At 72.7% G+C, this 25,108-nt stretch carries 25 protein-coding genes; 9 read left to right on the forward strand and 16 right to left on the reverse strand.

The window, feature by feature from the left end; translation table 11 throughout:
* Window position 1 precedes the first annotated feature (1 nt).
* The 3 genes from ACP4J0_RS10770 (at window position 2) to ACP4J0_RS10780 (ending at window position 3,917) form a co-directional block, all read left to right on the forward strand.
* Entirely contained in the window at window positions 2-799 is a 798-nt protein-coding gene (locus ACP4J0_RS10770; RefSeq protein ID WP_426598401.1) for a thiazole synthase, read from the forward strand.
* Window positions 800-1,020: 221 nt separating this feature from the next.
* On the forward strand, window positions 1,021-2,973 hold the full coding sequence (gene pknB, locus ACP4J0_RS10775) for a Stk1 family PASTA domain-containing Ser/Thr kinase (protein ID WP_426598402.1): 1,953 nt from the start codon (window positions 1,021-1,023) through the stop codon (window positions 2,971-2,973).
* Window positions 2,974-3,020: 47 nt separating this feature from the next.
* Window positions 3,021-3,917 carry a deoxyribonuclease IV gene (locus ACP4J0_RS10780; protein ID WP_426598403.1) on the forward strand — a complete coding sequence of 299 codons (897 nt, stop codon included), beginning with the start codon at window positions 3,021-3,023 and terminating at the stop codon, window positions 3,915-3,917.
* A gap of 17 nt (window positions 3,918-3,934) precedes the next feature.
* On the opposite strand, the gene ACP4J0_RS10785 is transcribed toward ACP4J0_RS10780, so the two are convergent.
* Window positions 3,935-4,582, reverse strand: coding sequence for a sulfite oxidase-like oxidoreductase (locus ACP4J0_RS10785; RefSeq protein WP_426598404.1), 648 nt, complete (start codon window positions 4,580-4,582; stop codon window positions 3,935-3,937).
* A 182-nt stretch (window positions 4,583-4,764) separates the two neighbouring features.
* On the opposite strand from ACP4J0_RS10785, the gene bfr reads away from it, so the two are divergent.
* Window positions 4,765-5,268 carry a bacterioferritin gene (gene bfr, locus ACP4J0_RS10790; RefSeq protein WP_019327969.1) on the forward strand — a complete coding sequence of 168 codons (504 nt, stop codon included), beginning with the start codon at window positions 4,765-4,767 and terminating at the stop codon, window positions 5,266-5,268.
* On the opposite strand, the gene ACP4J0_RS10795 is transcribed toward bfr, so the two are convergent.
* Complete coding sequence (locus ACP4J0_RS10795) at window positions 5,269-5,502, reverse strand: (2Fe-2S)-binding protein (protein WP_426598405.1); 234 nt, start codon at window positions 5,500-5,502, stop codon at window positions 5,269-5,271.
* A gap of 179 nt (window positions 5,503-5,681) precedes the next feature.
* A complete protein-coding gene (locus ACP4J0_RS10800) occupies window positions 5,682-7,037 on the reverse strand; it encodes a class II 3-deoxy-7-phosphoheptulonate synthase (RefSeq protein WP_426598406.1) in 1,356 nt (451 codons plus the stop codon).
* Between the two features lie 242 nt (window positions 7,038-7,279).
* On the opposite strand from ACP4J0_RS10800, the gene ACP4J0_RS10805 reads away from it, so the two are divergent.
* Window positions 7,280-7,336: a trp operon leader peptide gene (locus tag ACP4J0_RS10805; RefSeq protein ID WP_350718967.1), complete on the forward strand. Its 57-nt coding sequence runs from the start codon at window positions 7,280-7,282 to the stop codon at window positions 7,334-7,336.
* Between the two features lie 101 nt (window positions 7,337-7,437).
* Window positions 7,438-9,330 (forward strand): anthranilate synthase family protein, encoded by a 1,893-nt coding sequence (locus tag ACP4J0_RS10810; protein ID WP_426598407.1) that lies wholly within the window; start codon window positions 7,438-7,440, stop codon window positions 9,328-9,330.
* Here ACP4J0_RS10810 and ACP4J0_RS10815 read toward each other — a convergent pair.
* From ACP4J0_RS10815 to ACP4J0_RS10835, 5 genes are all read right to left on the reverse strand, one after another.
* Entirely contained in the window at window positions 9,282-10,277 is a 996-nt protein-coding gene (locus ACP4J0_RS10815) for a 2-hydroxyacid dehydrogenase (RefSeq protein WP_426598408.1), read from the reverse strand. The two genes, ACP4J0_RS10810 and ACP4J0_RS10815, sit on opposite strands and share 49 nt — an antisense overlap.
* Window positions 10,278-10,361: 84 nt before the next feature.
* The gene (locus ACP4J0_RS10820) at window positions 10,362-11,390 is read right to left on the reverse strand and encodes a 6-phosphofructokinase (protein ID WP_426598409.1); all 1,029 of its coding nucleotides are present in this window, start codon (window positions 11,388-11,390) and stop codon (window positions 10,362-10,364) included.
* A 57-nt stretch (window positions 11,391-11,447) separates the two neighbouring features.
* Complete coding sequence (locus ACP4J0_RS10825; RefSeq protein WP_426598410.1) at window positions 11,448-12,125, reverse strand: response regulator; 678 nt, start codon at window positions 12,123-12,125, stop codon at window positions 11,448-11,450.
* A complete protein-coding gene (gene macS, locus ACP4J0_RS10830; RefSeq protein WP_426598411.1) occupies window positions 12,122-13,363 on the reverse strand; it encodes a MacS family sensor histidine kinase in 1,242 nt (413 codons plus the stop codon). The genes ACP4J0_RS10825 and macS overlap by 4 nt, the downstream gene beginning before the upstream one ends.
* Window positions 13,364-13,409: 46 nt before the next feature.
* Window positions 13,410-14,195 (reverse strand): lysophospholipid acyltransferase family protein, encoded by a 786-nt coding sequence (locus ACP4J0_RS10835; protein WP_426598463.1) that lies wholly within the window; start codon window positions 14,193-14,195, stop codon window positions 13,410-13,412.
* A gap of 223 nt (window positions 14,196-14,418) precedes the next feature.
* Here ACP4J0_RS10835 and ACP4J0_RS10840 point away from each other — a divergent pair, with 223 nt between their 5' ends.
* Complete coding sequence (locus tag ACP4J0_RS10840) at window positions 14,419-15,222, forward strand: alpha/beta hydrolase (RefSeq protein WP_426598412.1); 804 nt, start codon at window positions 14,419-14,421, stop codon at window positions 15,220-15,222.
* The gene (locus ACP4J0_RS10845) at window positions 15,215-15,838 is read left to right on the forward strand and encodes a hypothetical protein (protein WP_426598413.1); all 624 of its coding nucleotides are present in this window, start codon (window positions 15,215-15,217) and stop codon (window positions 15,836-15,838) included. Before ACP4J0_RS10840 ends, ACP4J0_RS10845 begins: the two co-directional genes overlap by 8 nt.
* Window positions 15,839-15,860: 22 nt before the next feature.
* Here the strand turns inward: ACP4J0_RS10845 and ACP4J0_RS10850 are convergent, their stop codons facing one another.
* From ACP4J0_RS10850 to ACP4J0_RS10875, 6 genes are all read right to left on the reverse strand, one after another.
* Window positions 15,861-16,637, reverse strand: a complete 777-nt coding sequence (locus ACP4J0_RS10850) for an endonuclease/exonuclease/phosphatase family protein (RefSeq protein WP_426598414.1) — start codon at window positions 16,635-16,637, stop codon at window positions 15,861-15,863.
* A 155-nt stretch (window positions 16,638-16,792) separates the two neighbouring features.
* The gene (locus ACP4J0_RS10855) at window positions 16,793-17,746 is read right to left on the reverse strand and encodes an ROK family glucokinase (RefSeq protein ID WP_426598415.1); all 954 of its coding nucleotides are present in this window, start codon (window positions 17,744-17,746) and stop codon (window positions 16,793-16,795) included.
* Between the two features lie 54 nt (window positions 17,747-17,800).
* The gene (locus ACP4J0_RS10860) at window positions 17,801-18,367 is read right to left on the reverse strand and encodes a DUF5304 domain-containing protein (RefSeq protein ID WP_426598416.1); all 567 of its coding nucleotides are present in this window, start codon (window positions 18,365-18,367) and stop codon (window positions 17,801-17,803) included.
* A 57-nt stretch (window positions 18,368-18,424) separates the two neighbouring features.
* The gene (locus ACP4J0_RS10865; protein WP_426598417.1) at window positions 18,425-19,606 is read right to left on the reverse strand and encodes an ArsA family ATPase; all 1,182 of its coding nucleotides are present in this window, start codon (window positions 19,604-19,606) and stop codon (window positions 18,425-18,427) included.
* A gap of 443 nt (window positions 19,607-20,049) precedes the next feature.
* Window positions 20,050-20,490 carry an SRPBCC family protein gene (locus ACP4J0_RS10870; protein WP_426526080.1) on the reverse strand — a complete coding sequence of 147 codons (441 nt, stop codon included), beginning with the start codon at window positions 20,488-20,490 and terminating at the stop codon, window positions 20,050-20,052.
* Between the two features lie 145 nt (window positions 20,491-20,635).
* Window positions 20,636-21,433 carry a metallophosphoesterase family protein gene (locus ACP4J0_RS10875; protein ID WP_426598418.1) on the reverse strand — a complete coding sequence of 266 codons (798 nt, stop codon included), beginning with the start codon at window positions 21,431-21,433 and terminating at the stop codon, window positions 20,636-20,638.
* A gap of 333 nt (window positions 21,434-21,766) precedes the next feature.
* Here ACP4J0_RS10875 and ACP4J0_RS10880 point away from each other — a divergent pair, with 333 nt between their 5' ends.
* Window positions 21,767-23,563 carry an AMP-dependent synthetase/ligase gene (locus tag ACP4J0_RS10880; protein ID WP_426598419.1) on the forward strand — a complete coding sequence of 599 codons (1,797 nt, stop codon included), beginning with the start codon at window positions 21,767-21,769 and terminating at the stop codon, window positions 23,561-23,563.
* A 73-nt stretch (window positions 23,564-23,636) separates the two neighbouring features.
* Here ACP4J0_RS10880 and ACP4J0_RS10885 read toward each other — a convergent pair whose 3' ends face one another.
* Both ACP4J0_RS10885 and ACP4J0_RS10890 read right to left on the reverse strand, forming a co-directional pair.
* A complete protein-coding gene (locus tag ACP4J0_RS10885; RefSeq protein ID WP_426598420.1) occupies window positions 23,637-23,855 on the reverse strand; it encodes a hypothetical protein in 219 nt (72 codons plus the stop codon).
* A gap of 47 nt (window positions 23,856-23,902) precedes the next feature.
* Entirely contained in the window at window positions 23,903-25,045 is a 1,143-nt protein-coding gene (locus ACP4J0_RS10890; RefSeq protein WP_426598421.1) for a glycosyltransferase family 4 protein, read from the reverse strand.
* Between the last annotated feature and the right edge of the window lie 63 nt (window positions 25,046-25,108).

The following is a 25,108-nucleotide window of genomic DNA, read 5'->3' on the forward strand; positions in this document are numbered from 1 at the left end:
CATGGCCGACGATCCGTTTGTCCTCGGCGGTACGGCCTACGGGTCCCGCCTGATCATGGGCACCGGCGGGGCGCCCAGCCTCGACGTCCTGGAGCGGGCGCTGGTGGCGTCCGGGACGGAGCTGACGACCGTCGCGATGCGGCGGGTGAACGCCTCGGTGCACGGGTCCGTGCTGTCGGTGCTGGAGAAGCTCGGCATCCGGGTGCTGCCGAACACGGCCGGCTGCTTCACCGCCGGGGAGGCCGTCCTCACCGCCCGGCTCGCGCGCGAGGCCCTCGGCACGGACCTGGTCAAGCTGGAGGTCATCGCCGACGAGCGCACCCTGCTGCCCGACCCGATCGAGCTCCTGGACGCGGCGGAGACGCTGGTCGACGACGGGTTCACGGTGCTGCCGTACACGAACGACGACCCGGTCCTCGCACGCAAGCTGGAGGACGTCGGGTGCGCCGCGATCATGCCGCTCGGCTCGCCGATCGGGTCGGGGCTCGGCATCCGCAACCCGCACAACTTCGAGCTGATCGTGGAGCACGCGCGCGTGCCGGTGATTCTGGACGCGGGGGCCGGTACGGCGTCGGACGTGGCGCTCGCGATGGAGCTGGGGTGCGCGGGTGTGATGCTCGCCTCGGCGGTGACGCGGGCGCAGGAGCCGGTGCTGATGGCGGAGGGGATGCGGTGCGCGGTGGAGGCCGGGCGGTTGGCCCGGCGGGCCGGGCGGATCCCGCGGCGGCGTTTCGCGCAGGCGTCGTCTCCCTCGGAGGGCCTGGCCGTCCTGGACCCTGAGCGGCCCGCTTTCCAGTGACCCGGCGCTGACCTGCCGTTTCGTCTCCGTCCGGCGCACCACCCGTTTCCCGTCGCGCAAGGGCGGGGGGTTCCGGCCTCGGGGTCCGTCGCCGTCCGGGGCCTGCCGTGCGCGGGCATGGGCCCGGCTCCGCGTCGGGCACGTCACAGATGGGCTGCAGTACCGCCCCCGCTGCTCGGCGGCGGCGCCGGGTGTCCGTGGTGACTCGTAGACTCGCCTGCGTGGACACGACCCTTCAGGACCCTCTCGTCGGGCAGGTGCTCGACGGCCGGTACCGCGTCGAGGCGCGGATCGCGGTGGGCGGGATGGCCACGGTCTACCGGGCCGTGGACACCCGCCTGGACCGCGTGCTCGCGCTGAAGGTGATGCACCCGACGCTCGCGGCCGACGCCACCTTCGTGGAGCGGTTCATCCGCGAGGCGAAGTCGGTGGCCCGCCTCGACCACCCCAACGTCGTACAGGTATTCGACCAAGGGGCCGAGGGAGCGTACGTCTACCTGGCCATGGAGTACATCGCCGGCTGCACCCTGCGCGACGTGCTGCGCGAGCGCGGGGCGCTGCGGCCGCGGGCCGCGCTGGACATCCTGGAGCCGGTGCTGGCCGCGCTGGGCGCCGCGCACCGGGCCGGGTTCGTGCACCGGGACATGAAGCCGGAGAACGTGCTGATAGGGGACGACGGCCGGGTCAAGGTCGCCGACTTCGGACTGGTCCGGGCCGTCGACACGGTCACCAGCACCACCGGAGCCGTCCTCGGCACCGTCTCCTACCTGGCGCCCGAGCAGATCGAGCACGGCGCCGCCGATCCGAGGGTCGACGTGTACGCGTGCGGCGTGGTGCTGCACGAGATGCTGACCGGCGCCAAGCCTCACGAGGGGGATTCCCCCGCCCAGGTGCTCTACAAGCATCTGCACGAGGACGTGCCGCCGCCGTCGGCCGCCGTGCCGGGGATGGCCTACGAGCTGGACGAGCTGGTCGCCTCGGCGACCGCCCGCAACCCGGAGATCCGTCCGCACGACGCCGTGGCCCTGCTCTCGCAGACCCGCCAGGCCCGCGGGGCGCTGAGCGGGGACCAGCTGGACGCGGTGCCGCCGCAGGCGCTCACCGGGGAGCACGACAACGCCGAGGACCGCACGAGCGTGATCCCCCGCGCGCTGACCCTGCCCCGGCCGCTCCCCGTCAACGAGGACGAGGGCGACGGCACGGACGGCGCGTTCCCCGCGGACGGGGTGAACCGCACCAGTCGGCTGGCGGCTCCCGAGCCGGCCCCGCCCCGGCGCCGGCGGCCGCAGCTGCGGCGCGGCCCGATGGCGGTCGTCGTGGCCGTCCTGCTGGTGCTCGGCGTCGGCACGGGTGTCTGGTACATCAACTCCGGCCAGTTCACCAAGGTGCCCGCGCTGCTGTCCAAGACCGAGGCGCAGGCCCGGGACCGGCTGGACGAGGCGGGCCTGGACGTGGGCAAGGTCGAGCACGCCTACAGCGACACCGTGGAGCGCGGCAAGGTCATCAGCTCCGATCCCGGGGTGGGCGCCCGCATCCGCAAGAACGACTCGGTGTCGTTCACGGTCTCCGACGGCCCCGACACCGTGAAGCTGCCGGACGTCGAGGGCTACAAGCTGGACCGGGCGCGGACCGTGCTGAAGGACGAGGGGCTGGAGCCGGGCATGGTGACCCGGGCGTTCAGCGAGGAGGTGCCGAAGGGCTTCGTGATCTCCACGAAGCCGAGGACGGGCACCACGGTGCGCGCCGGCTCCGCGGTCGCCCTGGTCGTCAGCAAGGGCAGCCCGATCGACGTCCCGGACGTCACCGGCGACGACCTGGCCGACGCGAGGGCCGAGCTGACCGAGGCCGGGCTGAAGGTGAAGGTCGCCGACGAGCAGGTGAACTCCGAGCACGACAAGGGCCGGGTCGCCCGTCAGACGCCGGGTTCCGGCAGTCGGGCCGCCGAGGGCGACACGGTGACCCTCACGGTCTCCAAGGGCCCCGAGATGATCGAGGTCCCGGACGTGGTCGGCGACAGCGTGGGCGACGCCAAGCGGACGCTGAAGGACGCGGGCTTCGACGTCGAGGAGGACCGCGGTCTGCTCGGACTGTTCGGCGACACCGTGAAGGAGCAGTCCGTGGAGGGCGGGGACACGGCGCCCAAGGGCTCCACCATCAAGATCACCATCAGGTGACGGCTCTCACGGTCCGGACGGGCGGGAGCGCGTGACACCCTGAATGGGTGAACAGTCAACAGTCCGCCCCCTCCCCCGCCTCCGGCCTCCCCCGCAACCCCGTCGGCGGCCACGTCCCCGTGGCCGGCGGCCTGCACTCCGTGGGCCTGTCCTACGCCCGTGAGCTGAAGGCGGAGGCCGTGCAGGTCTTCGTCGCCAACCCGCGCGGCTGGGCCACCCCGGCGGGCAACCCGAAGCAGGACGAGGCGTTCCGGGAGGCCTGCGCGGCCGGGTCGATCCCGGCCTATGTGCACGCGCCCTACCTGATCAACTTCGGTTCGCACACCGAGGCGACGGTGGAGCGGTCGGTGGACTCGCTGCGGCACTCGCTGCGGCGCGGGCGGGCGATCGGGGCGCTCGGCGTGGTCGTGCACACCGGCAGCGCGACCGGCGGACGGGACCGGGCGGTGGCGCTGAAGCAGGTACGGGAGTACATGCTTCCGCTGCTCGACGAGCTCACCCACGACGACGACCCGCACCTGCTCCTGGAGTCGACCGCCGGACAGGGCGCCTCCCTGTGCTCGCGGACCTGGGACTTCGGGCCGTACTTCGAGGCGCTGGACGCCCACCCGAGGCTCGGGGTGTGCCTGGACACGTGCCACATCTTCGCGGCGGGGCACGACCTGACCGGCCCGTCGGGCATGCACCAGACCCTGGACCTGCTGGTGGACACGGTCGGCGAGGGCCGGCTCAGGCTGATCCACGCCAACGACTCCAAGGACGTGGCGGGGGCGCACAAGGACCGGCACGAGAACATCGGCTCCGGCCACATCGGCGAGGACCCGTTCCGGGCGCTGATGACCCACCCCGCGACCGAGGGCGTGCCGCTGGTCATCGAGACCCCGGGCGGCAAGGAGGGGCACGCGGCGGACGTGGAGCGGCTGAAGAAGCTGCGCGACGGCTGATCCCCCGCGAACGCCGGTCAGAGCTCGGGGCCGTCCCCGGGCTCCTCCTGGTAGGAGTAGCGCTGCTCCTGCCACGGATCGCCGATGTTGTGGTAACCGCGCTCCTCCCAGAAGCCGCGGCGGTCGGCGGTCATGTACTCGATGCCGCGGACCCACTTGGGGCCCTTCCAGGCGTACAGGTGCGGGACGACCAGCCGGAGCGGGAAGCCGTGCTCGGCGGTGAGCAGCTCGCCGTCCTTGTGGGTGGCGAAGAGGGTGCGTTCGGCGGCGAAGTCGGACAGCCGCAGGTTGGAGCTGAAGCCGTACTCGGCCCACACCATCACATGGGTGACGGCGGGCGCCGGCGGGGCGAGCTCCAGGATCGCGGCGGCCGGAACGCCGCCCCACTCGGAGCCGAGCATGCTGAACTTGGTGACGCAGTGCAGGTCGGCGACGACCGTGGTGTACGGGAGGGCCGTGAACTCCTCGTGCGTCCAGCCCTGCTTCTCACCGTCGGCGGTGGCGCCGAAGACCCGGAACTCCCAGCGCTCCGGGCGGAACTTGGGGACGGGCCCGTAGTGCGTGACCGGCCAGCCGCGCTGCAGTCGCTGCCCCGGTGGGAGCTCGAACCGCGATGCTCCTTCCGCACCGCCTTCTCCCGATTCGCTTCCCGCCGGCTGACCCATGCCTCCATCCTGACAGACCTGGACCGATGCCCCCGACCCGCCCTCCGCACATTCGGGCAAACAGGAACAGATTCCACTAAGCCTGTACTTACTTACTAAGTCGAGACTTACTGGACGATCTTCGGTGCCGGTGCAATCATGCGGCGCAACACGCCAGTTCCCGTTCGAAGGAGCGTCAAGCGATGCAGGGCGACCCCGAGGTCATCGAGTTCCTCAATGAGCAGCTGACCGCCGAGCTCACGGCGATCAACCAGTACTTCCTGCACGCGAAGCTGCAGGACCACAAGGGCTGGACCAAGCTCGCGAAGTACACGCGCGCGGAGTCCTTCGACGAGATGCGTCACGCCGAGGTGCTCACCGACCGCATCCTGCTCCTGGACGGCCTGCCGAACTACCAGCGGCTCTTCCACGTGCGGGTCGGCCAGAGCGTGACCGAGATGTTCCAGGCCGACCGGGAGATCGAGGTCGAGGCGATCGACCGGCTGCGCCGGGGCGTCGAGGTGATGCGGGCCAAGAACGACATCACGTCGGCCAACGTCTTCGAGGCGATCCTCGCCGACGAGGAGCACCACATCGACTACCTGGACACCCAGCTGGAGCTGATCGAGAAGCTGGGCGAGTCGCTCTACCTGTCGACGGTCATCGAGCAGTCCCAGCCGGACGCGTCGGGTCCCGGCTCGCTCTAGCTAGGCCGCGTCCGGGAGCTCCGCCAGGACCGGTCCGCCCTGGTCGGCCAGCTGCCGGCGGGGGCAGGCACCACGGCCGAGCAGCGCCTGGATGCGCCGTACGCAGCCGCCGCAGTCGGTGCCCGCCTTGCAGGCGGAGGCGATCTGCCGGGGCGTGCAGGCGCCGGCTTCCGCGTGGCTCTTCACCTGTTCCTCGGTGACACCGAAGCAGCTGCAGACGAACACGCGGTTCACCTCCCGGGCGGGGTACAAGGTCGTGCCGGACCGGTGAGCGGAGGGCCCGACTCGGTGAGGCAAACCTAACCTTACCCATCGGGCAGGGGCGGCAAAAGCGGAAGGGGCGCGGATCGTGTGTGACCCGCGCCCCATTCCTCGTCCCTGCCGCCCGTCCGCGTCGTCCGACGGGCGGGCCGTCACTGGTCCCGGTACATCTCCGCCACCAGGAACGCCAGGTCGAGCGACTGGCTGCGGTTGAGCCGCGGGTCGCAGGCCGTCTCGTAGCGCTGGTGCAGGTCGTCGACGAAGATCTCGTCGCCGCCGCCCACGCACTCGGTGACGTCGTCACCGGTCAGCTCCACGTGGATGCCGCCCGGGTGGGTGCCCAGCGACTTGTGGACCTCGAAGAAGCCCTTGACCTCGTCGAGCACGTCGTCGAAGCGGCGGGTCTTGTGGCCGGAGGCCGCCTCGTAGGTGTTGCCGTGCATCGGGTCGGTGATCCAGGCGACGGCCGCGCCGGACGCGGTGACCTTCTCGACCAGCTCGGGGAGCCTGTCGCGGATCTTGTCCGCGCCCATGCGGACGATGAAGGTCAGCCGGCCGGGCTCGCGCTCGGGGTCCAGACGCTCGATGTACTGGAGCGCCTCCTCGGCCGTGGTGGTCGGGCCGAGCTTGATGCCGATCGGGTTGCGGATCCGCGAGGCGAACTCGATGTGCGCGTGGTCCATCTGCCGGGTGCGCTCACCGATCCACACCATGTGCCCGGAGACGTCGTACAGCTGCCCGGTGCGCGAGTCGACGCGGGTGAGCGCCGACTCGTAGTCGAGCAGCAGCGCCTCGTGCGAGGAGAAGAACTCGACCGTCTGGAACTCGGCCGGGTCCGTCCCGCAGGCCCGCATGAAGTTCAGCGCGTTGTCGATCTCCCGGGCGAGCTGCTCGTAGCGCTGGCCGGACGGCGAGGACTTCACGAAGTCCTGGTTCCAGGCGTGCACCTGGCGCAGGTCGGCGTAGCCGCCGGTGGTGAAGGCGCGCACCAGGTTCAGCGTGGAGGCCGACGCGTGGTACATGCGCTTGAGCCGCTCGGGGTCCGGGATCCGGGCCTCTTCGGTGAAGTCGAAGCCGTTGACGGAGTCGCCGCGGTACGTCGGCAGCGTCACGCCGTCCCGGGTCTCGGTCGGCTTGGAGCGCGGCTTGGAGTACTGGCCGGCGATCCGGCCCACCTTCACCACCGGCACGGACGCGGCGTAGGTGAGGACGGCGCCCATCTGGAGGAGGGTCTTGAGCTTCGCCCTGATGTGCTCGGCGGACACGGCGTCGAACGACTCGGCGCAGTCACCGCCCTGGAGCAGGAAAGCCTCTCCCCGGGCGACCGCTGCCATGCGCGCGCGCAGCTGGTCGCACTCGCCGGCGAACACCAGCGGGGGATACGTTTCGAGCTCGGCGATCACATCGCGCAGAGCCTCGGCATCCGGGTACTCGGGCTGCTGCGCCGCGGGCAGGTCTCGCCATGTCGCCTGAGCGGCGACGCTTCGGGAATCAGCGTTCACGGTCACGTGCTCAACAGTACGCGGTCGGTTACGGCGTCCATGACCCCGACCAGTCCGTGAGACAGGCGTACTCCGCGGGCGGAACACCCCCCGGCGGACGGCCCCGCCGGTGCCGGGAGCGGTCAGCGCCCCGTGGCGGCGGTGCCGTGAGCTGCGCGCCGCCCCCGCACCGGCGGGAGCACGACAGGATCAGTCAAATGACGCGGTGGGGCCCCGGGACACGGCACTCATGGTGTACCGTCCGTGCCATGTTCGCGCACTCGACCCAGAACTGGTGGTGGACCGCTCCTTCGGCGGCCCACTGACTGCGCGTACGCAAGACTTCGCGAAGGCCGCCCGAGGGGCGGCCTTCGGCGTTTGCGACCGGGGTCCGTTCCTCTCCGACGAACCGAGAAGGATCCGGACCATGACACCGCTCGACGGCCTCCTGGCCGACCCCCGCCCGTTCGCCCTGCTCCGCCGCCGCACCCCGGGCCGCGCCACCGGGGACGGGACCACCGTGGAACTGCTGCTCGGCCCGGTGACCGAGCACGACAGACTCGCCGGCCTGCCCGACGAGGGACTGGCGCTCGTCCCCTTCCGGCAGATCCGCGAGCGCGGCTTCGACGTCCGCGACGACGGCACGCCGCTGCTGGTGCTGACCCCCGAGGAGCGGTACGACATCCCGCTCGCCGACGCCCTCGCCGCCCTCCCCGCGCACGACGTCCGGGTCGACGGCGGCGGCTTCGACGTCGGCGACGACGAGTACGCGCGGATCGTCGGGCGCGTGCTGGACGAGGAGATCGGGGCCGGCGAGGGCGCCAACTTCGTGATCCGGCGGACGTACGAGGGGCGGATCCCCGGGTTCGGGCGGGCCGACGCGCTGGCGCTGTTCCGGCGGCTGCTGGAGTGCGAGCGGGGCGCGTACTGGACGTTCGTCGTGCACACCGGGGACCGGACGCTGGTCGGGGCCAGCCCCGAGGTGCATGTCCGGATGTCCGGGGGCACGGTCGTGATGAACCCGATCAGCGGGACGTACCGCTATCCCGCCGAAGGGCCGACCCCCGAGCACCTGCTCCGCTTCCTCGCCGACGGCAAGGAGATCGAGGAGCTGTCGATGGTGGTCGACGAGGAGCTCAAGATGATGTGCACCGTCGGCGACATGGGCGGGGTGGTCGTCGGGCCGCGGCTCAAGGAGATGTCCCACCTCGCGCACACCGAGTACGAACTGCGCGGCCGTTCCTCGCTGGACGTGCGGGAGGTGCTGAAGGAGACCATGTTCGCGGCGACGGTCACCGGGTCGCCGGTGCAGAACGCCTGCCGGGTCATCGAGCGGCACGAGGTCGGCGGGCGGGGCTACTACGCGGGCGCGCTGGCGCTGCTGGGGCGGGACTCGGGCGGCGCCCAGACCCTCGACTCCCCCATCCTCATCCGCACCGCCGACATCGACGCCGCCGGGCGGCTGCGGGTGCCGGTCGGCGCCACGCTGGTACGGGGCTCCGACCCGGCCGGCGAGGTCGCGGAGACCCACGCCAAGGCGGCCGGGGTGCTGGCCGCTCTGGGCGTACGTCCGTCCCGGCCGCGTACGGAGGCCGGGCGGCCGAAGCTGGCCGACGACCCGCGCGTGCGGGCGGCGCTGGACGGGCGCCGGGCCTCGCTGGCGCCGTTCTGGCTGCGGATGCAGGAGCCGTCAAACGCGCTGGAGGGCCATGCCCTGGTCGTCGACGCGGAGGACACCTTCACGGCGATGCTCGCGCACGTACTGCGTTCGTCGGGGCTCACCGTGAGCGTGCGGCGGTACGACGGGCCGGGGCTGCGGGAGGCGGTGCTCGGGCACGGGGGGCCGGTGGTGCTGGGACCCGGTCCCGGTGATCCGTCCGATCCGGACGACCCGAAGATGCGCCTTCTGCGCGCCCTGACCGCCGAGGTGATCGGGGAGAACCGGCACGGCGTTCTCGGCGTCTGCCTCGGGCACGAGCTGATCGCGGCGGAGCTGGGGCTGGACATCGTCCGCAAGGAGGTGCCCTACCAGGGCGCGCAGACGGAGATCGACCTGTTCGGGCGGCGCGAGACCGTGGGCTTCTACAACAGCTTCACCGCGCGCTGCGACGACGAGACGGCCGGTGAGCTGGCCGCGCGCGGCGTGGAGGTGAGCCGCTCGGCGGGCGGCGAGGTGCACGCGCTGCGCGGCGAGGGCTTCGCGGGGGTGCAGTTCCACCCCGAGTCGGTGCTGACGCTGAACGGGGCGGCGATCGTACGGGAGCTGACCGGTCAGCTGCGCGGTACGAGCACGTTCTCCGAGCGGCGGCCCTCGATGTAGTCGAGGACGTTGCGCACCGTGGCGTCGACGATCTGCCCGACCGCGTCCTCGGTGTAGTACGCCTGGTGCGAGGTGACCAGGACGTTCGGGAAGGTGACGAGGCGGGCCAGGGTGTCGTCGGCGATGGCCTCCAGGGACTTGTCGAGGAAGAACAGGCCCGCCTCCGCCTCGTACACGTCCAGGCCCACACCGGTGAAGCGGCCCGCGCGCAACTCGGTGACCAGGGCGGCGGTGTCGATCAGACCGCCGCGGCTGGAGTTGACCAGGATCGCGTCGTCCCGCATCTCCTTCAGTGCGGCGGCGTCGATCAGGTGCTGGGTCGCGGGCATGAGCGGGAGGTGCAGGGAGACCAGGTCGGAGCGGGCGAGCAGCTCGTCCTTGGGGACGTAGCGCATGCCCAGCTCCATGCACGCGGGGTTCTCGGCGACGTCCCAGCCCAGCAGCCGCATGCCGAAGCCGTGGGCGATCCGGGCGAAGGCCTCGCCGATCTTGCCGGTGCCGAGGACACCGGCGGTGCGGCCGTGCATGTCGCGGCCCATCAGGCCGTGCAGGCGGAAGTCGAAGTCCCGGGTGCGGGTGGAGGCGCGCACGATCCGCCGGTTGACGGCCATGGCGAGGGTCCAGGCGAACTCGGCGACCGAGTACGGGGAGTAGTACGACACCCGGGCGACGGTCATGCCGAGCCGCTCGGCCGTGTCGAGGTCGATGTTGTTGAAGCCGGTGGAGCGCTGGGCCACCATCCGGGTGCCGCCGGCCGCGAGGATCTCCAGGACGGCCGCGCCGAGGTCGGCGTTGACGGACGTGGAGACGATCTCGTGGCCGGCCGCGATGGGGGCGGTGTCCTCGTTGAGGAAGACGTCGAGGCAGCGGACCTGGTCGTGGCCCCGGAAGGCCTGTTCGATCAGGGGCTTCTCGTCGGCCTGGACGCCGAAGGCCAGGATCTCCATGACCGCTCCCGTTCTGCTGGGCTCCGGGGGCCGAATATACGGCGCCGCGGCATCGTGCGCCGGTCAGCGGTCAGCGGTCAGCGGTCAGCCGAAGAACACCCCGGCCTCCTCGTACAGCTTCGGGTCGACCGTCTTCAGCCGGGCCGTGGCGTCCGCGATCGGCACGCGGACGATGTCCGTGCCGCGCAGGGCGACCATGGTGCCGAAGTCGCCGTCGCGGACGCAGTCCACGGCGTGCAGGCCGAACCGGGTGGCGAGCCAGCGGTCGAAGGCGCTGGGCGTGCCCCCGCGCTGGACGTGGCCGAGGACGGTGGTCCGGGCCTCTTTGCCGGTGCGTTTCTCGATCTCCTTCGCCAGCCACTCGCCCACCCCGGACAGCCGGACGTGCCCGAAGGAGTCCAGCGACTGGTCCTTGAGCACCATGTCGCCGTCCCGCGGCATCGCCCCCTCGGCGACGACCACGATCGGCGCGTACGACGCCCGGAACCGGGACGTCACCCAGGCGCACACCTGCTCCGTGTCGAAGCGCTGCTCGGGGATGAGGATGACGTTGGCGCCGCCGGCCAGGCCGGAGTGGAGGGCGATCCAGCCGGCGTGCCGGCCCATGACCTCCACGACCAGCACGCGCATGTGGGACTCGGCGGTGGTGTGCAGCCGGTCGATGGCCTCGGTGGCGATGCCGACGGCCGTGTCGAAGCCGAAGGTGTAGTCGGTGGCGGACAGGTCGTTGTCGATCGTCTTGGGCACACCGACGCACGGCAGGCCGTACTCGTCCCCGAGGCGGGCGGCGACGCCCAGGGTGTCCTCGCCGCCGATGACGACGAGCGCCTCGACACCCCGTTCGGCCAGGTTCTCCTTGATGCGCCGGATGCCGTCCGCGTGCTGCAGCGGATTGGTGCGCGAGGAGCCGAGGATGGTGCCGCCGCGGGGCAGGATGCCGCGGACGGCCGGGATGTCGAGCCGGACGGTGTCGCCCTCCAGCGGACCGCGCCAGCCGTCCCGGAAGCCGGTGAAGTCGTAGCCGTACTCCTGTACGCCCTTGCGGACGACGGCCCGGATGACGGCGTTGAGCCCGGGGCAGTCACCGCCTCCGGTCAGCACTCCGACCTTCATCGCGCAACTCCCTTGCCACAGCGGGTGGTTCAGGCCACTGCCACTGTCCCGCGCGGGTCACGCGTCGTCCAGACCCCGTTCTATCGCGTACCGCACCAGCTCCACCCTGTTGTGCAGCTGGAGCTTGCCCAGGGTGTTCTGGACGTGGTTCTGCACGGTGCGGTGGGAGATGACGAGGCGTTCGGCGATCTGCTTGTAGCTCAGTCCCTTGGCGACCAGGCGCAGCACCTCGGTCTCCCGGTCGGTGAGCCGCGGCGCCCCGGGTTCACCGGTCTCCGCGGCAGGAGCCGGTTCGGAGGCGAGGCGCCGGTACTCGCCGAGGACCAGGCCGGCCAGCCCGGGGGTGAAGACCGGGTCGCCGAGGGCCGTGCGGCGCACCGCGTCCTGCAACTCCTCGGTGGAGGCCGACTTCAGCAGGTATCCGGTCGCCCCGGACTTCACCGCCTCCAGCACGTCGGCGTGTTCCCCGCTCGCGGAGAGCACGAGGACGCGCAGCTTCGGGTCCGCGCCGACGACCTCCTTGCAGACCTGGACGCCGGGCTTGCCGGGCAGGTTGAGGTCGAGCACGAGGACGTCGGGCGCGACGGCCCGCGCGCGGCGCACCGCCTGGTCGCCGTCGCCGGCGGTGGCGACCACGTCGAAGCCGGACTCGGCCAGGTCCCGGGCGACGGCGTCGCGCCACATCGGGTGGTCGTCGACCACCATGACCCTGATCGGTTCGTGTCGTTCGGTCATCGCTCCGCTGCCTTCCCCCGCGCGCTGGTACTGCTGGTCGTCTTCTTCGGTGCCTTCAGTTCGACCTCGGTGCCCTGGCCGGGCACCGAGATCAGCTCGGCCGTGCCGCCGAGGTCGCGCAGCCGGCCCCGGATCGACAGGGCCACGCCGAGCCGCCCCTCGCCCTCCGCCTCGCTGAGCCGCCCCTCCGGGATGCCGGGCCCTTCGTCGCGGACGGTGACGATCACCTCGTCCGGCTCGTCCTCGACCAGGATCCACGCGCGCGCCTGCTCACCGACGTGCTTGCGCACGTTGTCCAGGGCGGCCCCCACGGCGGCCGCGAGCTCCCGGGCCGCCAGCGGGGTCAGCAGGACCGGCGCGCCGGGCTCGGCGAGGTTCACGAGGGAGCCCGCGTACGGGGCCAGCAGGGCGCGCAGGTCCACGGGACGATCCGGATCATCCCCCTCCGGTTCCTCCACGGCCCGTACGACCGCGCCCTCGGCGGTGTCCTCCGACACGCGGGAGACGGGCACCAGGCCGCCGGAGACCAGCGTGCGCAGCGCCACCTCCTGCTCACCGGCCATCCGGCCCAGCTCGGCCGCCTCGCCGCCGATGACGGCGCCGCGCCGCTGCACCATCGCCAGCACCTGGAGCACGCTGTCGTGGATGTCCCGGGCGAGCCGCTCCCGTTCCCTGGTCGCCGCCTCGATCTCCAGGGCGCGGGCGAGGGTGCGCTCGGAGGCGCGGGCCACCTCGACGACGTAGCCGATGGCGATGGAGGCGACCCAGACGAGGACGACGTTGTGCACGGTGTCGCGGGCCGGGCTGCCGCGCTCGACCAGGTTGGCGACGGCGACGAGCGTGGAGGCGACGGCCGCCCAGCGCCAGCCGCCCTTGATGGCGAAGGCCAGGACGGAGCCCGCCGTCCATATCGACGGCAGGGTCGGGCCCCCGTTCATGACCCGCTCGTGCGCGTCGGCGAACGGCGTGAGCAGGATGCCGGTCAGCGCGATGGTGAGGTCGGCGGTGAGGAACCGCTTGGTGCAGCTCGCCGCACTCGCGACCTTGGGCAGGGTGGCCAGGGTCCAGACGAAGAGGACGGCGTAGTAGGCGACGGCGAGCCAGGGGCGGGCGAAGCCGGAGTGGGCGGTGACGAAGAAGCCGATCGCGTACAGCATGGTGAGCACCCGGTAGCCGGCGAGCGCGCGCCACAGCGGCTGCTCGACCGACATCCTCATGACTCTCTCGCGCCTGGCCATGCCCCCCCCCGTCCCCGGCCCGTACGTCTTCCGTCCCGTCCGGCCGCTACCGGTCGCCGGACCGGTCCTGCTCGGCCGCCTCCTTCTCCTTGGCGGCCTGTTCCCTCTCCGCCTGCGCGAGCGCGGCCTTCGCCGCCTTGCCCGCCTCCTTCTCGGCCTTCGCCTCGTCCGCGAGCTGCCGCTTCATGGCGGTCGCGTACATGTCGACGTACTCCTGGCCGGAGAGCTTCATGATCTCGTACATGACCTCGTCGGTCACCGCGCGGAGCACGAAGCGGTCGTGCTCCATGCCCTGGTAGCGGGTGAAGTCGAGGGGCTTGCCGATACGGATGCCGGGCCGCATCAGCTTCGGCACCACCTTGCCGGGCGGCTGGATCTTCTCGGTGTCGATCATGGCGACCGGGATGACGGGCGCGCCGGTGGCGAGCGCCACGCGCGCGAGGCCGCCCGGCTTGCCGCGGTAGAGGCGGCCGTCCGGGGAGCGCGTGCCCTCGGGGTAGATGCCGAACAGCTCGCCGCGCTCCAGGACCTCTATGCCGCTCTTGATGGCGGCCTCTCCCGCGCCGCGTGCCCCGGACCGGTCCACGGGCAGCTGGCCGACGCCCTTGAAGAAGGCGGCGGTCAGCCGGCCCTTGACCCCGGGGGTGTTGAAGTACTCGGCCTTGGCGATGAAGGTCACCTTGCGGTCGAGGACGGCGGGCAGGAAGAACGAGTCGGAGAACGACAGGTGGTTGCTCGCCAGAATGGCGGGGCCGTCGGCCGGGACGTGCTCCAGGCCTTCCACCCAGGGCCGGAAGGCGAGCTTCAGCGAACCTCCGACGGTGACCTTCATCGCGCCGTACAACAAGCGAGTGCCTCCTGTGTCTGTGGATCAGACCCTATCCCGGGGCACCGTCAATGGCCCCGACGGCCCTGGTCGGTGTCAGTGCGGTCGCGTACGGTGAAGTACCCGCAAGTACCGCACCCGCAAGCACTACCTCCGCGTGTACCGCGCCCGCGTGTACCCCACCCGACGTGCCGGCCGTGCCGGCCCCCTGACGACAGGAGACCGAGACGTGCCGGTCCTGCCCGGAGCCGAGCCGTTCCGCCACGAGGGCGGTGAGGTCGGCGTCCTCCTCTGCCACGGGTTCACCGGTTCCCCGCAGTCGCTGCGCCCCTGGGCCCGGTACCTCGCCGCCCGCGGCCTGACCGTCGCGCTGCCGCTGCTGCCCGGGCACGGCACGCGCTGGCAGGACATGCAGGTCACCGGCTGGCAGGACTGGTACGCGGAGGTGGACCGCGAGCTGCGCGCCCTGCGGGAGCGCTGCGGGCGCGTCTTCGTGGCCGGCCTGTCCATGGGCGGCGCGCTGGCACTGCGGCTCGCGGCGAAGCACGGCGACGCCGTGTCGGGCGTCGTGGTCGTCAACCCGGCGAACCGGATGCACGGCGTCGCCCAGCACGCCCTTCCGGTCCTGCGCCACCTGCTGCCGGCGACGAAGGGCATCGCCAGTGACATCGCCAAGCCGCTCAGCACGGAGCTGGGGTACGACAGGGTGCCGCTGCAGGCGGCGCACTCGCTGCGCGCGTTCTTCCGTCTCGCCGACGGCGACCTGCCGCAGGTGACCCAGCCGCTGCTGCTGCTGCGCAGCCCGCAGGACCACGTGGTGCCGCCCGCGGACTCGGCCCGCATCCTCGGCCGGGTGTCGTCGACGGACGTGACGGAGGTGCTGCTGGAACAGAGCTACCACGTGGCGACGTTGGACCACGACGCGGACCGGATCTTCGCGGAGAGCGTCGCGTTCATCGGCCGGCTCGCGCCCGGTTCCGTCGGGGAGCCGGAGCCCGGTCTCGGCAAGGAAGGGACGGCCGCAGGTGGCTGAGCACGACTCCGACCGCGAGGACCGCGAGGAGCGGGACCTGGAGCGGGAGCGGGAGCACCGCGAGGGACGGGAGCGCGCGGCGGACCGCGGGCCCGAGGAGCAGGGCGTACCCCTCGACGAGGACGCCGCCTGGGCCGCGATCGTCGCCGGGTACGGGGACGAGCCGCCGGACCCGCCGGGCGCGAAGCCGTTCAAGTCGGTGGAGGATCTGGCGCTCCTGGAGCCGGAGACCAACGACGACGAGCCCGAGGCGGACCGGCCGGCCTCGGCCCGGCCGCTGGGGGGCTCCGTGGCGTTCGCCCCCGGTGTCGGTCCCCGCGACCACACCCTGGCCGAGCCGTCGGACGACGATCCGGGCGAGGACGGCGAGGGGCACTTCGTACCGCCCGAGCCTCCGCCGCTGCCCGAGGCCGACACCACCGCGAAGTTCGCCTGGCTGGGCGTGCTCGGCGGCCCGGTGCTGCTTCTGCTGGCGGTGCTGCTCGGCTGGGACATGAGCTGGTGGCTGGCGACCGCGAGCGTCGGCGGCTTCCTCGGCGGCTTCGCCACCCTGGTCATGCGGATGCGGACGGGTGACGAGGACGACGACGATCCGGGGCGGGGCGCGGTGGTCTAGGGGGTGTCGACCCGCGGGGCCGTCAGGCGGACCGGTCCGTGGACGACGCGGGTACGCGGAGCGCGGTCAGGACCGGGAGGTGGTCCGTGGCCGCCCTCAGGTCGTCCTCGGCTACCCCGGGCAGACCCAGCGGCACCCCGCAGCCCAGTACCTCGATGCCCTCCGTGACGAAGACCGCGTCGATGCGCCGGTCGGGGGCGGCCGCGGAGAAGGTGTACTCGCCGCCCCAGGGTGCGGCGGTCCAGCAGTCCCGCAGACCGTCGCCGAGCCGCCGGAAGGTGCGGCCGCCGGGGCGCTCGTTCAGGTCGCCGCCCGCCACCGCGTGCGTCACGCCGAGGCCGGCGAGCCGGTCGAGGAGCAGGCCCGCCTGCTCGTACCGCTCGTCCTGCCACAGCGAGAGATGACAGCTCAGTACGCCCAGGCGGGCCCCGCCGATGCGGACCACGGCGGTCGCGAGGCCGCGGCGGTGCCGGCCGGGGGTGAGCGGGAGCAGCACGTCCTCCGTGCGTTCGACGGTGGCGCGCAGGGAGCACAGCAGCGCGGGCCCGGCGGCGGTGCCGCCGCCGGACAGCAGTACCAGCCCGGATGCCGCCGCGAGCCGGGTGAGCTTCTTGCGCCAGCGGAAGAACCGGGGCGCCTCCTGCACGAGCACCAGGTCGGGGGCGCACGCGGCGATCACACGGGCGAGGGCGTCGGTGTCGTCCCGCATCGAGCGGATGTTGTAGCTGAGGACCCGGATGACGGCGGAACCGTCGGGCTCGGTGCGGGAGTTGGGGAGCGGTCGCAGCGACGTTGCCATGGGGGTCAATCTACGCTGTGACCGGGGTCGGGGCGCCCGGCAGCCCGGGACGCGAGACCGGGCACGGCCGGCGGGTTGCGGGTGGCTTCGCGCCGCGGGGCGGAGCCGTGCGTCGGCTCCGCCCCGCGCCCCTGAGAGCGTGCACCGGCCGGCTGCTACATGATCGGGTCGGGTTCCCGCGCCAGGTCGGCCGCGCCGACCAGGCCGGCCTTGTTGCCGAGCTGGGCGGCGATCACGTCGGCGACCGGACGCCAGTTGCCGCCGACCAGCCACCGCTTGTACGACTTGCGGATCGGGTCGAGCACCAGGTCGCCCTCGTCGGAGAGGCCGCCGCCGACGATGAAGGCGGACGGGTCGAAGAGGGAGGCCAGGTCGGCGAGGCCGGCGCCGGCCCAGCGGGCCAGCTCGCGGTAGGAGTCGACGGCGACCGGGCAGCCCTGGCGGGCGGCGACGGAGATGTGCTTGCCCTCGATGCCGTCGGGTGTGCCGTCACCGAGCGCGAGGAGCACCTCGGCGCGCTCGGGGGTGGCGTTGGCGCGCTGCTTGGCGTAGCGCACGAGGGCGCGGCCGGAGGCGTACTGCTCCCAGCAGCCCTGCGACCCGCAGCCGCACAGCAGGCCGTCCGGCACCATGCGGATGTGGCCGAACTCGGCGGCCACGCCGAAGTGGCCGCGGCGCAGCTTGTTGCCGATGATGATGCCGCCGCCGAGGCCGGTGCCGAGGGTGATGCAGATGACGTTGCGGTGGCCCTTGCCGCCACCGAACTTGTACTCGCCCCAGGCCGCGGCGTTCGCGTCGTTCTCCACGACTACGGGGAGACCGACGCGGGCCTGGACCTTCTCCTTGAGCGGTTCCTGGCGCCAGTCGATGTTGGGCGCGAAGTAGACCGTGGACCGCTGCCGGTTGACGTATCCGGCGGCGCCGATGCCGACGCCGACGATCTCGTGTCCCGCGCGCGCGCCTTCCACCGCGGAGGCGATGGCGTCCACGATGCCCTCGGGCGTGCCCGGGGTCGGCACCTTGTGGGTCGAGAGGATGTTGCCTTCCTCGTCGACCACGCCGGCCGCGATCTTCGTGCCGCCGATGTCGACGCCGATGGTGAGTCCCATGAATCCCTCAGTTCGGTCGAGCCCCGCTATGGCCAACCGTACCCGAGGGGAGTGTCAGTCCAAGTCGATGCGCCGGCCCGGGCCGGTGCCCTCGTCGCCGTCGTCGCGCCCGGTGCCGCTTCCGTCGTCGCCCGGTCCGTCCAGGTCGCGGGGGTCGCGGGGCTCCCGGGGGGTGTCGCGTCCGGAGGGCCCGGCGGTCCAGCGGCGCTCCTGGTTCTGGACGGCGGAGCGGTAGGCGGCGAGGAGTTCGCCGCCGGCGGCCGCGAGGTGGTCGAAGACGTCCGGGTTGCGCTCGATGACCGGTTCGACGGCGGCCTTGGCCTGCTGGACGACCTGCCGGACCACCTGCTGGGCGGCCGGCCCGGCGACCTGGCCGAGCAGGGGGGACTGGAGGCCGGACAGCTTGTCCGCGACGGTGTCGACGAGCCGGCGCAGTTCCTCGGCGGCCGAGCCGGGCGGCGGCCCGTACTCGGCCCGGCGGCGGGCCTTCTCCGCCTCCAGGTCCTCGGCGCACGCCGTCGCCCAGGCGTCGGCGTCGCCGGCCCGTACCTCGTCGACCGCGTCGACCGTGTCGGCCTCGTCGGGGCGGGGGGCCTCGGACGGGGGGAGCTCTTCGCTCATGACGGACTCCTGACTACGGTTCGTCCTTACGACGTTACCCGAAGGGGCGCGGCGCGTTCAGCGGCTCTGCGGCCACAGCCGCGGGTCCGGCCGGAAGCGGACGGCGAGAACGTCCTCCCGCAGCGCGGCCCCGTCGACGGTGCAGCGGCGCAGCGCCGACGGCAGCGGGACGATCCTGCGGAAGGGCCCGGCGGTGAGGACCAGTTCGTCGCCGCGGCGGATCAGGTCGAGTTCGTCGCGTATGGCGCCGGGCAGGGGGATGCGCCAGACCAGCACGCCGTCTTCGGCCAGCCGGTCGGTGACCGGCCACTCGACCGGGCGGACGTCCCCGTTGACGCCCGGCGTGTCGAGCGCGGCGAGGTCGTCCGTGCCGCGCGGGTCACGTCCGAGGTGGGCGGTGGTGCGGACGTCGTACGTGCCCTGCCACTCCTCCAGTGCCTTGCGCTGCTGGGCGAGGGGGCCGGTGAGCCAGCTGTCGGCCGGGGTGTCCTCGGGCAGGACGCGGTTGGCGACCAGCAGGTCGGTGCGCAGGCCGCGCAGGGCGAGGCCGAGGGTGGCGGAGCGGACGGCGTCCACGCCGGCCGGGCCGGGCTCGGCGACCAGCCGCACGACGGTGTTCCGGTCGGCGAGGACGGCCTCGGTGGCGGCGAGTTCCAGGTCCCAGCGGGCGGCGGCCTCGTAGAGCGCCTCGGCGGGCATGGGGACGCCGGCGAGCCGGCCGAGGACGGGGCGCAGGGCGCGGGCGGCCTGCCGCTCGGGCGGGAGCAGGCGGCGCAGGTAGCGGCGCAGTTCCTCGGGCAGGGCGAGCAGGGCGAGGGCCCGGGGCGCGGGCGGCAGGTCGACGACGAGGAGTTCGTGGTGGTCGCGGGGCTCGGCGAGGGCGGCGTCGCGCAGGCCGCGCAGCAGGGCGAGTTCGTCGGCGCCGGGCAGGGGGGTGAGTTCCTCGGGGTCGAGGCGGGTGGCGCCGAGGAGGTCGAGGGCGGAGGCGGCGCGGTCCTGGAGGGCGGCGAGGCCGTCCCGGAAGCCCTGCGCGGGGTCGGGCCGCCAGGCGGTGAGGCGGGGTTCGACGGTGATCGGTGCGGGGCCCGTGCGCACCCCGAGCACGGCGCCGAGGGTGTCGTCGCGGTCGGCGCCGAGGAGCAGGGTGCAGGTGCCCTGCCGGGCGGCGGCGAGCGCGGTGGCGGCGGCGACGGTGGTACGGCCACTGCCGCCGGGGCCGGTGATCAGGATGGTGCGCATGAGGCTGAACGGTACCTGCGTGGGCGGTCGGTGAGCCGCCGGCCGTGTCCCGGGCGCGGTTCCGTGCGGGCGGTGTCCCGGCGTCGCGGGGTCGCCCGGCGCCCCGGGTCCCGCACGGCGGGTACGCGCCCGGCGCCCTGGACCTCGTACGGCGGGTACGCGCCCGGCGCCCTGGACCTCGTACGGCGGGTACGCGCCCGGCGCCCCGGAGACCCCGCACGGCGCGTACGCGCCCGGCCCGTTGGAGCACCGCACGGCGAGTACGCAACCGGCGCTGCGGGGCTGCGTCCGCCGCACCCGGCTTCGTTCGAGCGGGCGGCCGGCCATCACCCCGGGGCCTGGTGCCTGGTGCCTGGCGCCTCCCAGGCGTGCCCCAGGGGGTGTCTCCCTGGCCGCTCAGACCTGGGGGGGCGGAGGCACCGACCGCCGCAGCTGCCGCGGGGCTACTTCTCCCCCGACTCCACCCGCTTCTTCAGCCCCGCCAGCGCCCGGTCGATGATGACCTTCTCGGCCTTGCGCTTGATCATGCCGAGCATCGGGATCTTGACGTCGACCGTGAGCCGGTAGGTGACCTCCGTGCCCGCGCCCGCCGGGCGGAGCAGGTAGGAGCCGTCGAGGGAGCGCAGCATCTGGGACTTCACCAGCGTCCAGGACACCTCGTGCTCGCCGGTCCAGGTGTACCCCAGCGTCTGGTCGTCCTTGATCGCCCCGGCGTCCATGACCAGCCGGACCTGCTCGGCACGCCCCTGCGCGTCGGTCGCGAGGACCTCCGCCTCCTTCACCTCTCCGGTCCAGTCCGGGTAGCGGGCGAAGTCGGCGATCACCGCCATGACGTCGGCCGGTGCCGCCTCGATCGTGATGCTCGAGCTGGTGTGTTCCGCCATCGCCGTGGCTCCTCCGGATGCGGGCCGGTACTGAGGTCGTCGTGCGCCGTCGTGCGCACGTGTGCCGGGTGCAGGCTATCGCGCACGGGCGGGGCGGATGTCACCACCTACCTGCGCAGGTCCGGCCGCCCGGGCTCGTTCCGGTTCACCATTCCAGCACCCACGGCCGCCCCGTCGACGCGAAGTGCCCGACGTTCACGCACTCGGTCGCCCCGATCCGCATCCGTCGCGCCAGCGGCTGGTGCACGTGCCCGAACAGGGCGTAGCGGGGACGGGTGCGGCGGATCGCGTCCAGCAGCGCGCGGCTGCCCCGCTCGAAGCGCCGGGCCACCGTGTCGTAGACAAGTTCCGGCACCTCGGGCGGGATGTGCGTGCACAGCACGTCCACCTCGCCGACGGCCTCGACCTTCGCGGCGTACTCCTCGTCACCGATCTCGTACGGGGTGCGCATCGGGGTGCGCAGGCCGCCGCCGACGAAGCCGAAGACCCGGCCGCCGATCTCCACCCGTTCCCCGTCGAGCACGGTGGTGCCGGGGCCGGCGTACTCGCGCCACAGGGGCGGCATGTCGACGTTGCCGTAGGTGGCGTACGTCGGGGTGGGGAAGGCGGCGAACATCTCGGCGTACTGCTTGCGCACCGCGCCCTCGATCAGCTCCCTGCGGTCCCCGCCGGCGCCCGCCCACAGCCGCGCCTGGAACTCCCGCGCCTCCGCGAAGCGGCGGGCGGTGCGCAGTTCGACGATGCGGTCGGCGTTGGCGGCGCCGAACAGGTCGGGGAAGATGCCGCGCGAGTGGTCGGCGTAGTCGAGGAAGAGGACCAGGTCGCCCAGGCAGACCAGGGCGTCGGCGCCCTCGCCGGCCCTGGCCAGGTCGCGGGCGTTGCCGTGGACGTCGCTGATCACGTGGACGCGGGTCGTCGTGTTACGGGCCGGTGTGGGTGCCATGGCGATCAAGCGTAAGCAGCGCGCACCCGCTGTGAACAGGGGCGGTCGGACCTGCGGTTACTGGCTGGTCGGCTGATGATTCGACTACTGTGCGCAAAGCAAACCCCATCCGTGTGACGCAGCGAACATCTCGCGGGGACCCCCTGTCGGAGAAGCCATACCGGCGGGTAACGTCCGGGCAGTCCAGTCGTGCTCTGGATTTCGACATGTGAATCGACATGTGGTTCAGCATGTGATCAGCGTGTGATCATCCCGAGCACTTGCCCGAGCCTTGGACCGCACCGTCGCATCGCACAACGTCGTGGCGCCGGCGCCTTATGAGGAGCAGCAGTCTTGCGCGAGTTCAGCCTTCCGGCTTTGTACGAGGTCCCCGCGGACGGAAACCTGACCGACATCGTCCGCAGAAACGCCGCGCAGCACCCGGACGTCGCCGTCATCTCCCGCAAGGCGGGAGGCGTGTGGCAGGACGTGACCGCCCGTGACTTCCTCGCCGAGGTGTGCTCCGCCGCCAAGGGCCTCATCGCCTCCGGTGTCCAGCCGGGCGACCGGGTCGGACTGATGTCCCGTACGCGCTACGAGTGGACCCTGCTGGACTTCGCGATCTGGAGCGCGGGCGCGGTCACCGTGCCGGTGTACGAGACCAGCTCGCCCGAGCAGGTGCAGTGGATCCTCGGCGACTCGGGCGCCACGGCGTGCGTCGTGGAGTCCGCCGGGCACGCCGCCGCCGTCGAGTCGGTGCGCGAACAGCTGCCCGCCCTCAAGCACGTCTGGCAGATCGACGCCGGGGCCGTGGAGGAGCTGGGGCGCCTGGGCCAGGACGTCACGGACCGGACCGTCGAGGAGCGGGGCTCGATCGCGAAGGCCGACGACCCGGCGACCATCGTCTACACCTCCGGCACCACCGGCCGCCCCAAGGGCTGCGTGCTCACCCACCGCAGCTTCTTCGCCGAGTGCGGCAACGTCGTCGAGCGGCTGCGTCCGCTGTTCCGCACGGGCGAGTGCTCCGTCCTCCTCTTCCTCCCCCTCGCGCACGTCTTCGGGCGGCTGGTGCAGGTCGCGCCGATGATCGCGCCGATCAAGCTGGGCTGCGTCCCGGACATCAAGAACCTCACCGACGAGCTGGCCGCGTTCCGGCCCACGCTGATCCTCGGCGTGCCGCGCGTCTTCGAGAAGGTGTACAACTCGGCGCGCGCCAAGGCGCAGGCCGACGGCAAGGGCAGGATCTTCGACAAGGCCGCCGACACGGCGATCGCGTACAGCAGGGCCCTGGACGCCCCGTCCGGCCCGTCCCTCGGCCTGCGGATCAAGCACAAGATCTTCGACAAGCTCGTCTACGGCAAGCTCCGCACGGTGCTCGGCGGACGCGGCGAGTACGCCATCTCCGGCGGCGCCCCGCTGGGCGAGCGCCTCGGCCACTTCTTCCGCGGCATCGGCTTCACGGTCCTGGAGGGCTACGGCCTGACCGAGTCCTGCGCGGCCACCGCCTTCAACCCCTGGGACCGGCAGAAGATCGGCACGGTCGGCCAGCCGCTGCCCGGTTCCGTGGTGCGCATCGCGGACGACGGGGAGGTGCTGCTGCACGGGGAGCACCTGTTCAAGGAGTACTGGAACAACCCGGACGCGACGGCCGAGGCGCTGGCCGACGGCTGGTTCCACACCGGTGACATCGGCACCCTGGACGAGGACGGCTTCCTCTCGATCACCGGCCGCAAGAAGGAGATCATCGTCACCGCCGGCGGCAAGAACGTCGCCCCGGCCGTCATCGAGGACCGCATCCGCGCGCACGCGCTGGTCGCGGAGTGCATGGTGGTCGGCGACGGGCGGCCGTTCGTGGGTGCGCTGGTCACCATCGACGAGGAGTTCCTCGGCCGCTGGTGCGCGGATCACGGCAAGCCCGCCGGTTCGACGGCGGCGTCGCTGCGGGAGGACCCGGATCTGCTCGCCGCGGTCCAGTCGGCCGTCGACGACGGCAACTCGGCGGTCTCCAAGGCGGAGTCGGTGCGGAAGTTCCGGGTGCTGTCCGCCCAGTTCACCGAGGACTCGGGGCACCTGACGCCGTCGCTGAAGCTGAAGCGGAACGTGGTGGCGAAGGACTACGCGGACGAGATCGAGGCGATCTACGCGAAGTAGAAGCAGGAGGGCGGGGGCCGTCTCGGGGCGGGTGCCCCACCCACCCCCGTTCGTCAGCGCGGTGAGCGGCCCCTCACCGGCCCTTGAGGGCCTCCAGGAAACCCTCCGCGACGTCCCCGGGAGGCGTGGTCGGGTCGTTCGTCAGCACGACGTGCAGCGCCCACCCGAGGGCCTCCCGGCGAACCTCGGTGCGCTTCCGCCATGCCTTGCCCATGCGGTGTCCGTCCCGCTCGAACGACGCGTCCAGCCGCAGGATCTCCCGCCCGATGATCTCGGGCCCCTGCTCGGTCATACCTCTTGCCCTCCGTGGATCGGCGGCACCGGCGTTCCGGCGCGGTGTCAGAGCAGGGCCTTCAAGTGCTCCGCCAGCAGGTCCCAGCGCCACTTCTCCTCGACCCAGGCCCGGCCCCGCTCCCCCATGCGGCGGCGCAGGTCCGCGTCCGCGAGGAGCGTGACGACGCGGTCGGCGGTCTGCTCCTCGGAGTCGCCGCGCACGACCCAGCCCGTCTCCCCGTCGAGCACCGCGTCCGGCGCGCCGCCCGAGTCGCCGGCGACGACGGGCAGGCCGGTCGCGGACGCCTCCAGGTAGACGATGCCGAGGCCCTCGACGTCGAGACCGCCCCGGCGGGTCCGGCACGGCATGGCGAAGACGTCGCCGGCGCCGTAGTGCGCGGGCAGCTCGGACCAGGGGACGGCGCCGGTGAAGCGGACGGAGGCGGCGACGCCGGTCCCGGCGGCGAGGCGGCGCAGCTCCTTCTCGTAGGGGCCGCCGCCGACGATCAGCAGGACGGCGTCCGGCTCGGCGGCGAGGATGCGCGGCATGGCCCGGATCAGGGTGTCCTGGCCCTTGCGCGGCACCAGCCGCGAGACGCACACCACCACGGGCCGCTCGGTCAGTCCGAGCCGGGCCCGCACCTCGTCGCCGCCGCTGCCCGGGTGGAAGGTCTTCTCGTCGACGCCGGGCGGCAGCTGCACCATCCGTGCGGCCGCCGCGGGCGTGAGCGCGCCCGCTGTCCGGGAGCGCGTGTACTCGCCGAGGTAGGTGATCGTGTCCGTGGACTCCCCGATCCGGCGCAGCAGCTGCCGGGCGGCGGGCAGCTGTGCCCACCCGGCCTCGTGCCCGTGGGTGGTGGCGACGATCCGCTCCGCCCCCGCCCTCCGCAGCGCCGGTGCCATCAGGCCGAGGGGCGCCGCCGCCCCGAACCACACCGACGTGCACCCGTGCTCGCGCAGCAGCCCGACGGCCCGCCGGGTCGCGCCCGGCGTCGGCAGCAGCATCGTCGTACGGTCCCGTACGACGGTGAAGGGCTGCTCGGCGTCGAAGGCGGCGGTGGCCTCCGTGCCCTCCCGGCCGCGCTTCCAGGTGGAGGCGTAGACGACCAGCCGCTCGGGATCCAGTCGCAGCGCCATGTTGTGCAGGAAGGCCTGGATGCCGCCCGGGCGGGGCGGGAAGTCGTTGGTCACGATCAAGGTCTTGCGCATCGCCGCCGACCCTACCGAACCCGCCGTCCGGGCCGGGGCCCGGCCGCCTCCTGTGGCAGACGC

Origin of the sequence: Streptomyces sp. WG7 (assembly GCF_049975785.1) — a bacterium.
In the GTDB taxonomy this organism is placed as follows: domain Bacteria; phylum Actinomycetota; class Actinomycetes; order Streptomycetales; family Streptomycetaceae; genus Streptomyces.

What these genes read in the sequence shown, in the direction of transcription:
- ACP4J0_RS10820 (WP_426598409.1), bottom strand. Translation starts at nt 11,390, where the DNA reads ATGAAGGTCGGAGTGCTGACCGGAGGCGGTGACTGCCCCGGGCTCAAC.
- ACP4J0_RS10855 (WP_426598415.1), bottom strand. Translation starts at nt 17,746, where the DNA reads ATGGGACTCACCATCGGCGTCGACATCGGCGGCACGAAGATCGCGGCC.
- ACP4J0_RS10810 (WP_426598407.1), top strand. Translation starts at nt 7,438, where the DNA reads ATGACACCGCTCGACGGCCTCCTGGCCGACCCCCGCCCGTTCGCCCTG.
- ACP4J0_RS10850 (WP_426598414.1), bottom strand. Translation starts at nt 16,637, where the DNA reads ATGGCAACGTCGCTGCGACCGCTCCCCAACTCCCGCACCGAGCCCGAC.
- ACP4J0_RS10890 (WP_426598421.1), bottom strand. Translation starts at nt 25,045, where the DNA reads ATGCGCAAGACCTTGATCGTGACCAACGACTTCCCGCCCCGCCCGGGC.
- ACP4J0_RS10770 (WP_426598401.1), top strand. Translation starts at nt 2, where the DNA reads ATGGCCGACGATCCGTTTGTCCTCGGCGGTACGGCCTACGGGTCCCGC.
- ACP4J0_RS10875 (WP_426598418.1), bottom strand. Translation starts at nt 21,433, where the DNA reads ATGGCACCCACACCGGCCCGTAACACGACGACCCGCGTCCACGTGATC.
- ACP4J0_RS10835 (WP_426598463.1), bottom strand. Translation starts at nt 14,195, where the DNA reads ATGAAGGTCACCGTCGGAGGTTCGCTGAAGCTCGCCTTCCGGCCCTGG.
- ACP4J0_RS10815 (WP_426598408.1), bottom strand. Translation starts at nt 10,277, where the DNA reads ATGGAGATCCTGGCCTTCGGCGTCCAGGCCGACGAGAAGCCCCTGATC.
- ACP4J0_RS10865 (WP_426598417.1), bottom strand. Translation starts at nt 19,606, where the DNA reads ATGCGCACCATCCTGATCACCGGCCCCGGCGGCAGTGGCCGTACCACC.
- ACP4J0_RS10825 (WP_426598410.1), bottom strand. Translation starts at nt 12,125, where the DNA reads ATGACCGAACGACACGAACCGATCAGGGTCATGGTGGTCGACGACCAC.
- ACP4J0_RS10860 (WP_426598416.1), bottom strand. Translation starts at nt 18,367, where the DNA reads ATGAGCGAAGAGCTCCCCCCGTCCGAGGCCCCCCGCCCCGACGAGGCC.
- macS (WP_426598411.1), bottom strand. Translation starts at nt 13,363, where the DNA reads ATGGCCAGGCGCGAGAGAGTCATGAGGATGTCGGTCGAGCAGCCGCTG.
- ACP4J0_RS10785 (WP_426598404.1), bottom strand. Translation starts at nt 4,582, where the DNA reads ATGGGTCAGCCGGCGGGAAGCGAATCGGGAGAAGGCGGTGCGGAAGGA.
- ACP4J0_RS10870 (WP_426526080.1), bottom strand. Translation starts at nt 20,490, where the DNA reads ATGGCGGAACACACCAGCTCGAGCATCACGATCGAGGCGGCACCGGCC.
- ACP4J0_RS10885 (WP_426598420.1), bottom strand. Translation starts at nt 23,855, where the DNA reads ATGACCGAGCAGGGGCCCGAGATCATCGGGCGGGAGATCCTGCGGCTG.
- bfr (WP_019327969.1), top strand. Translation starts at nt 4,765, where the DNA reads ATGCAGGGCGACCCCGAGGTCATCGAGTTCCTCAATGAGCAGCTGACC.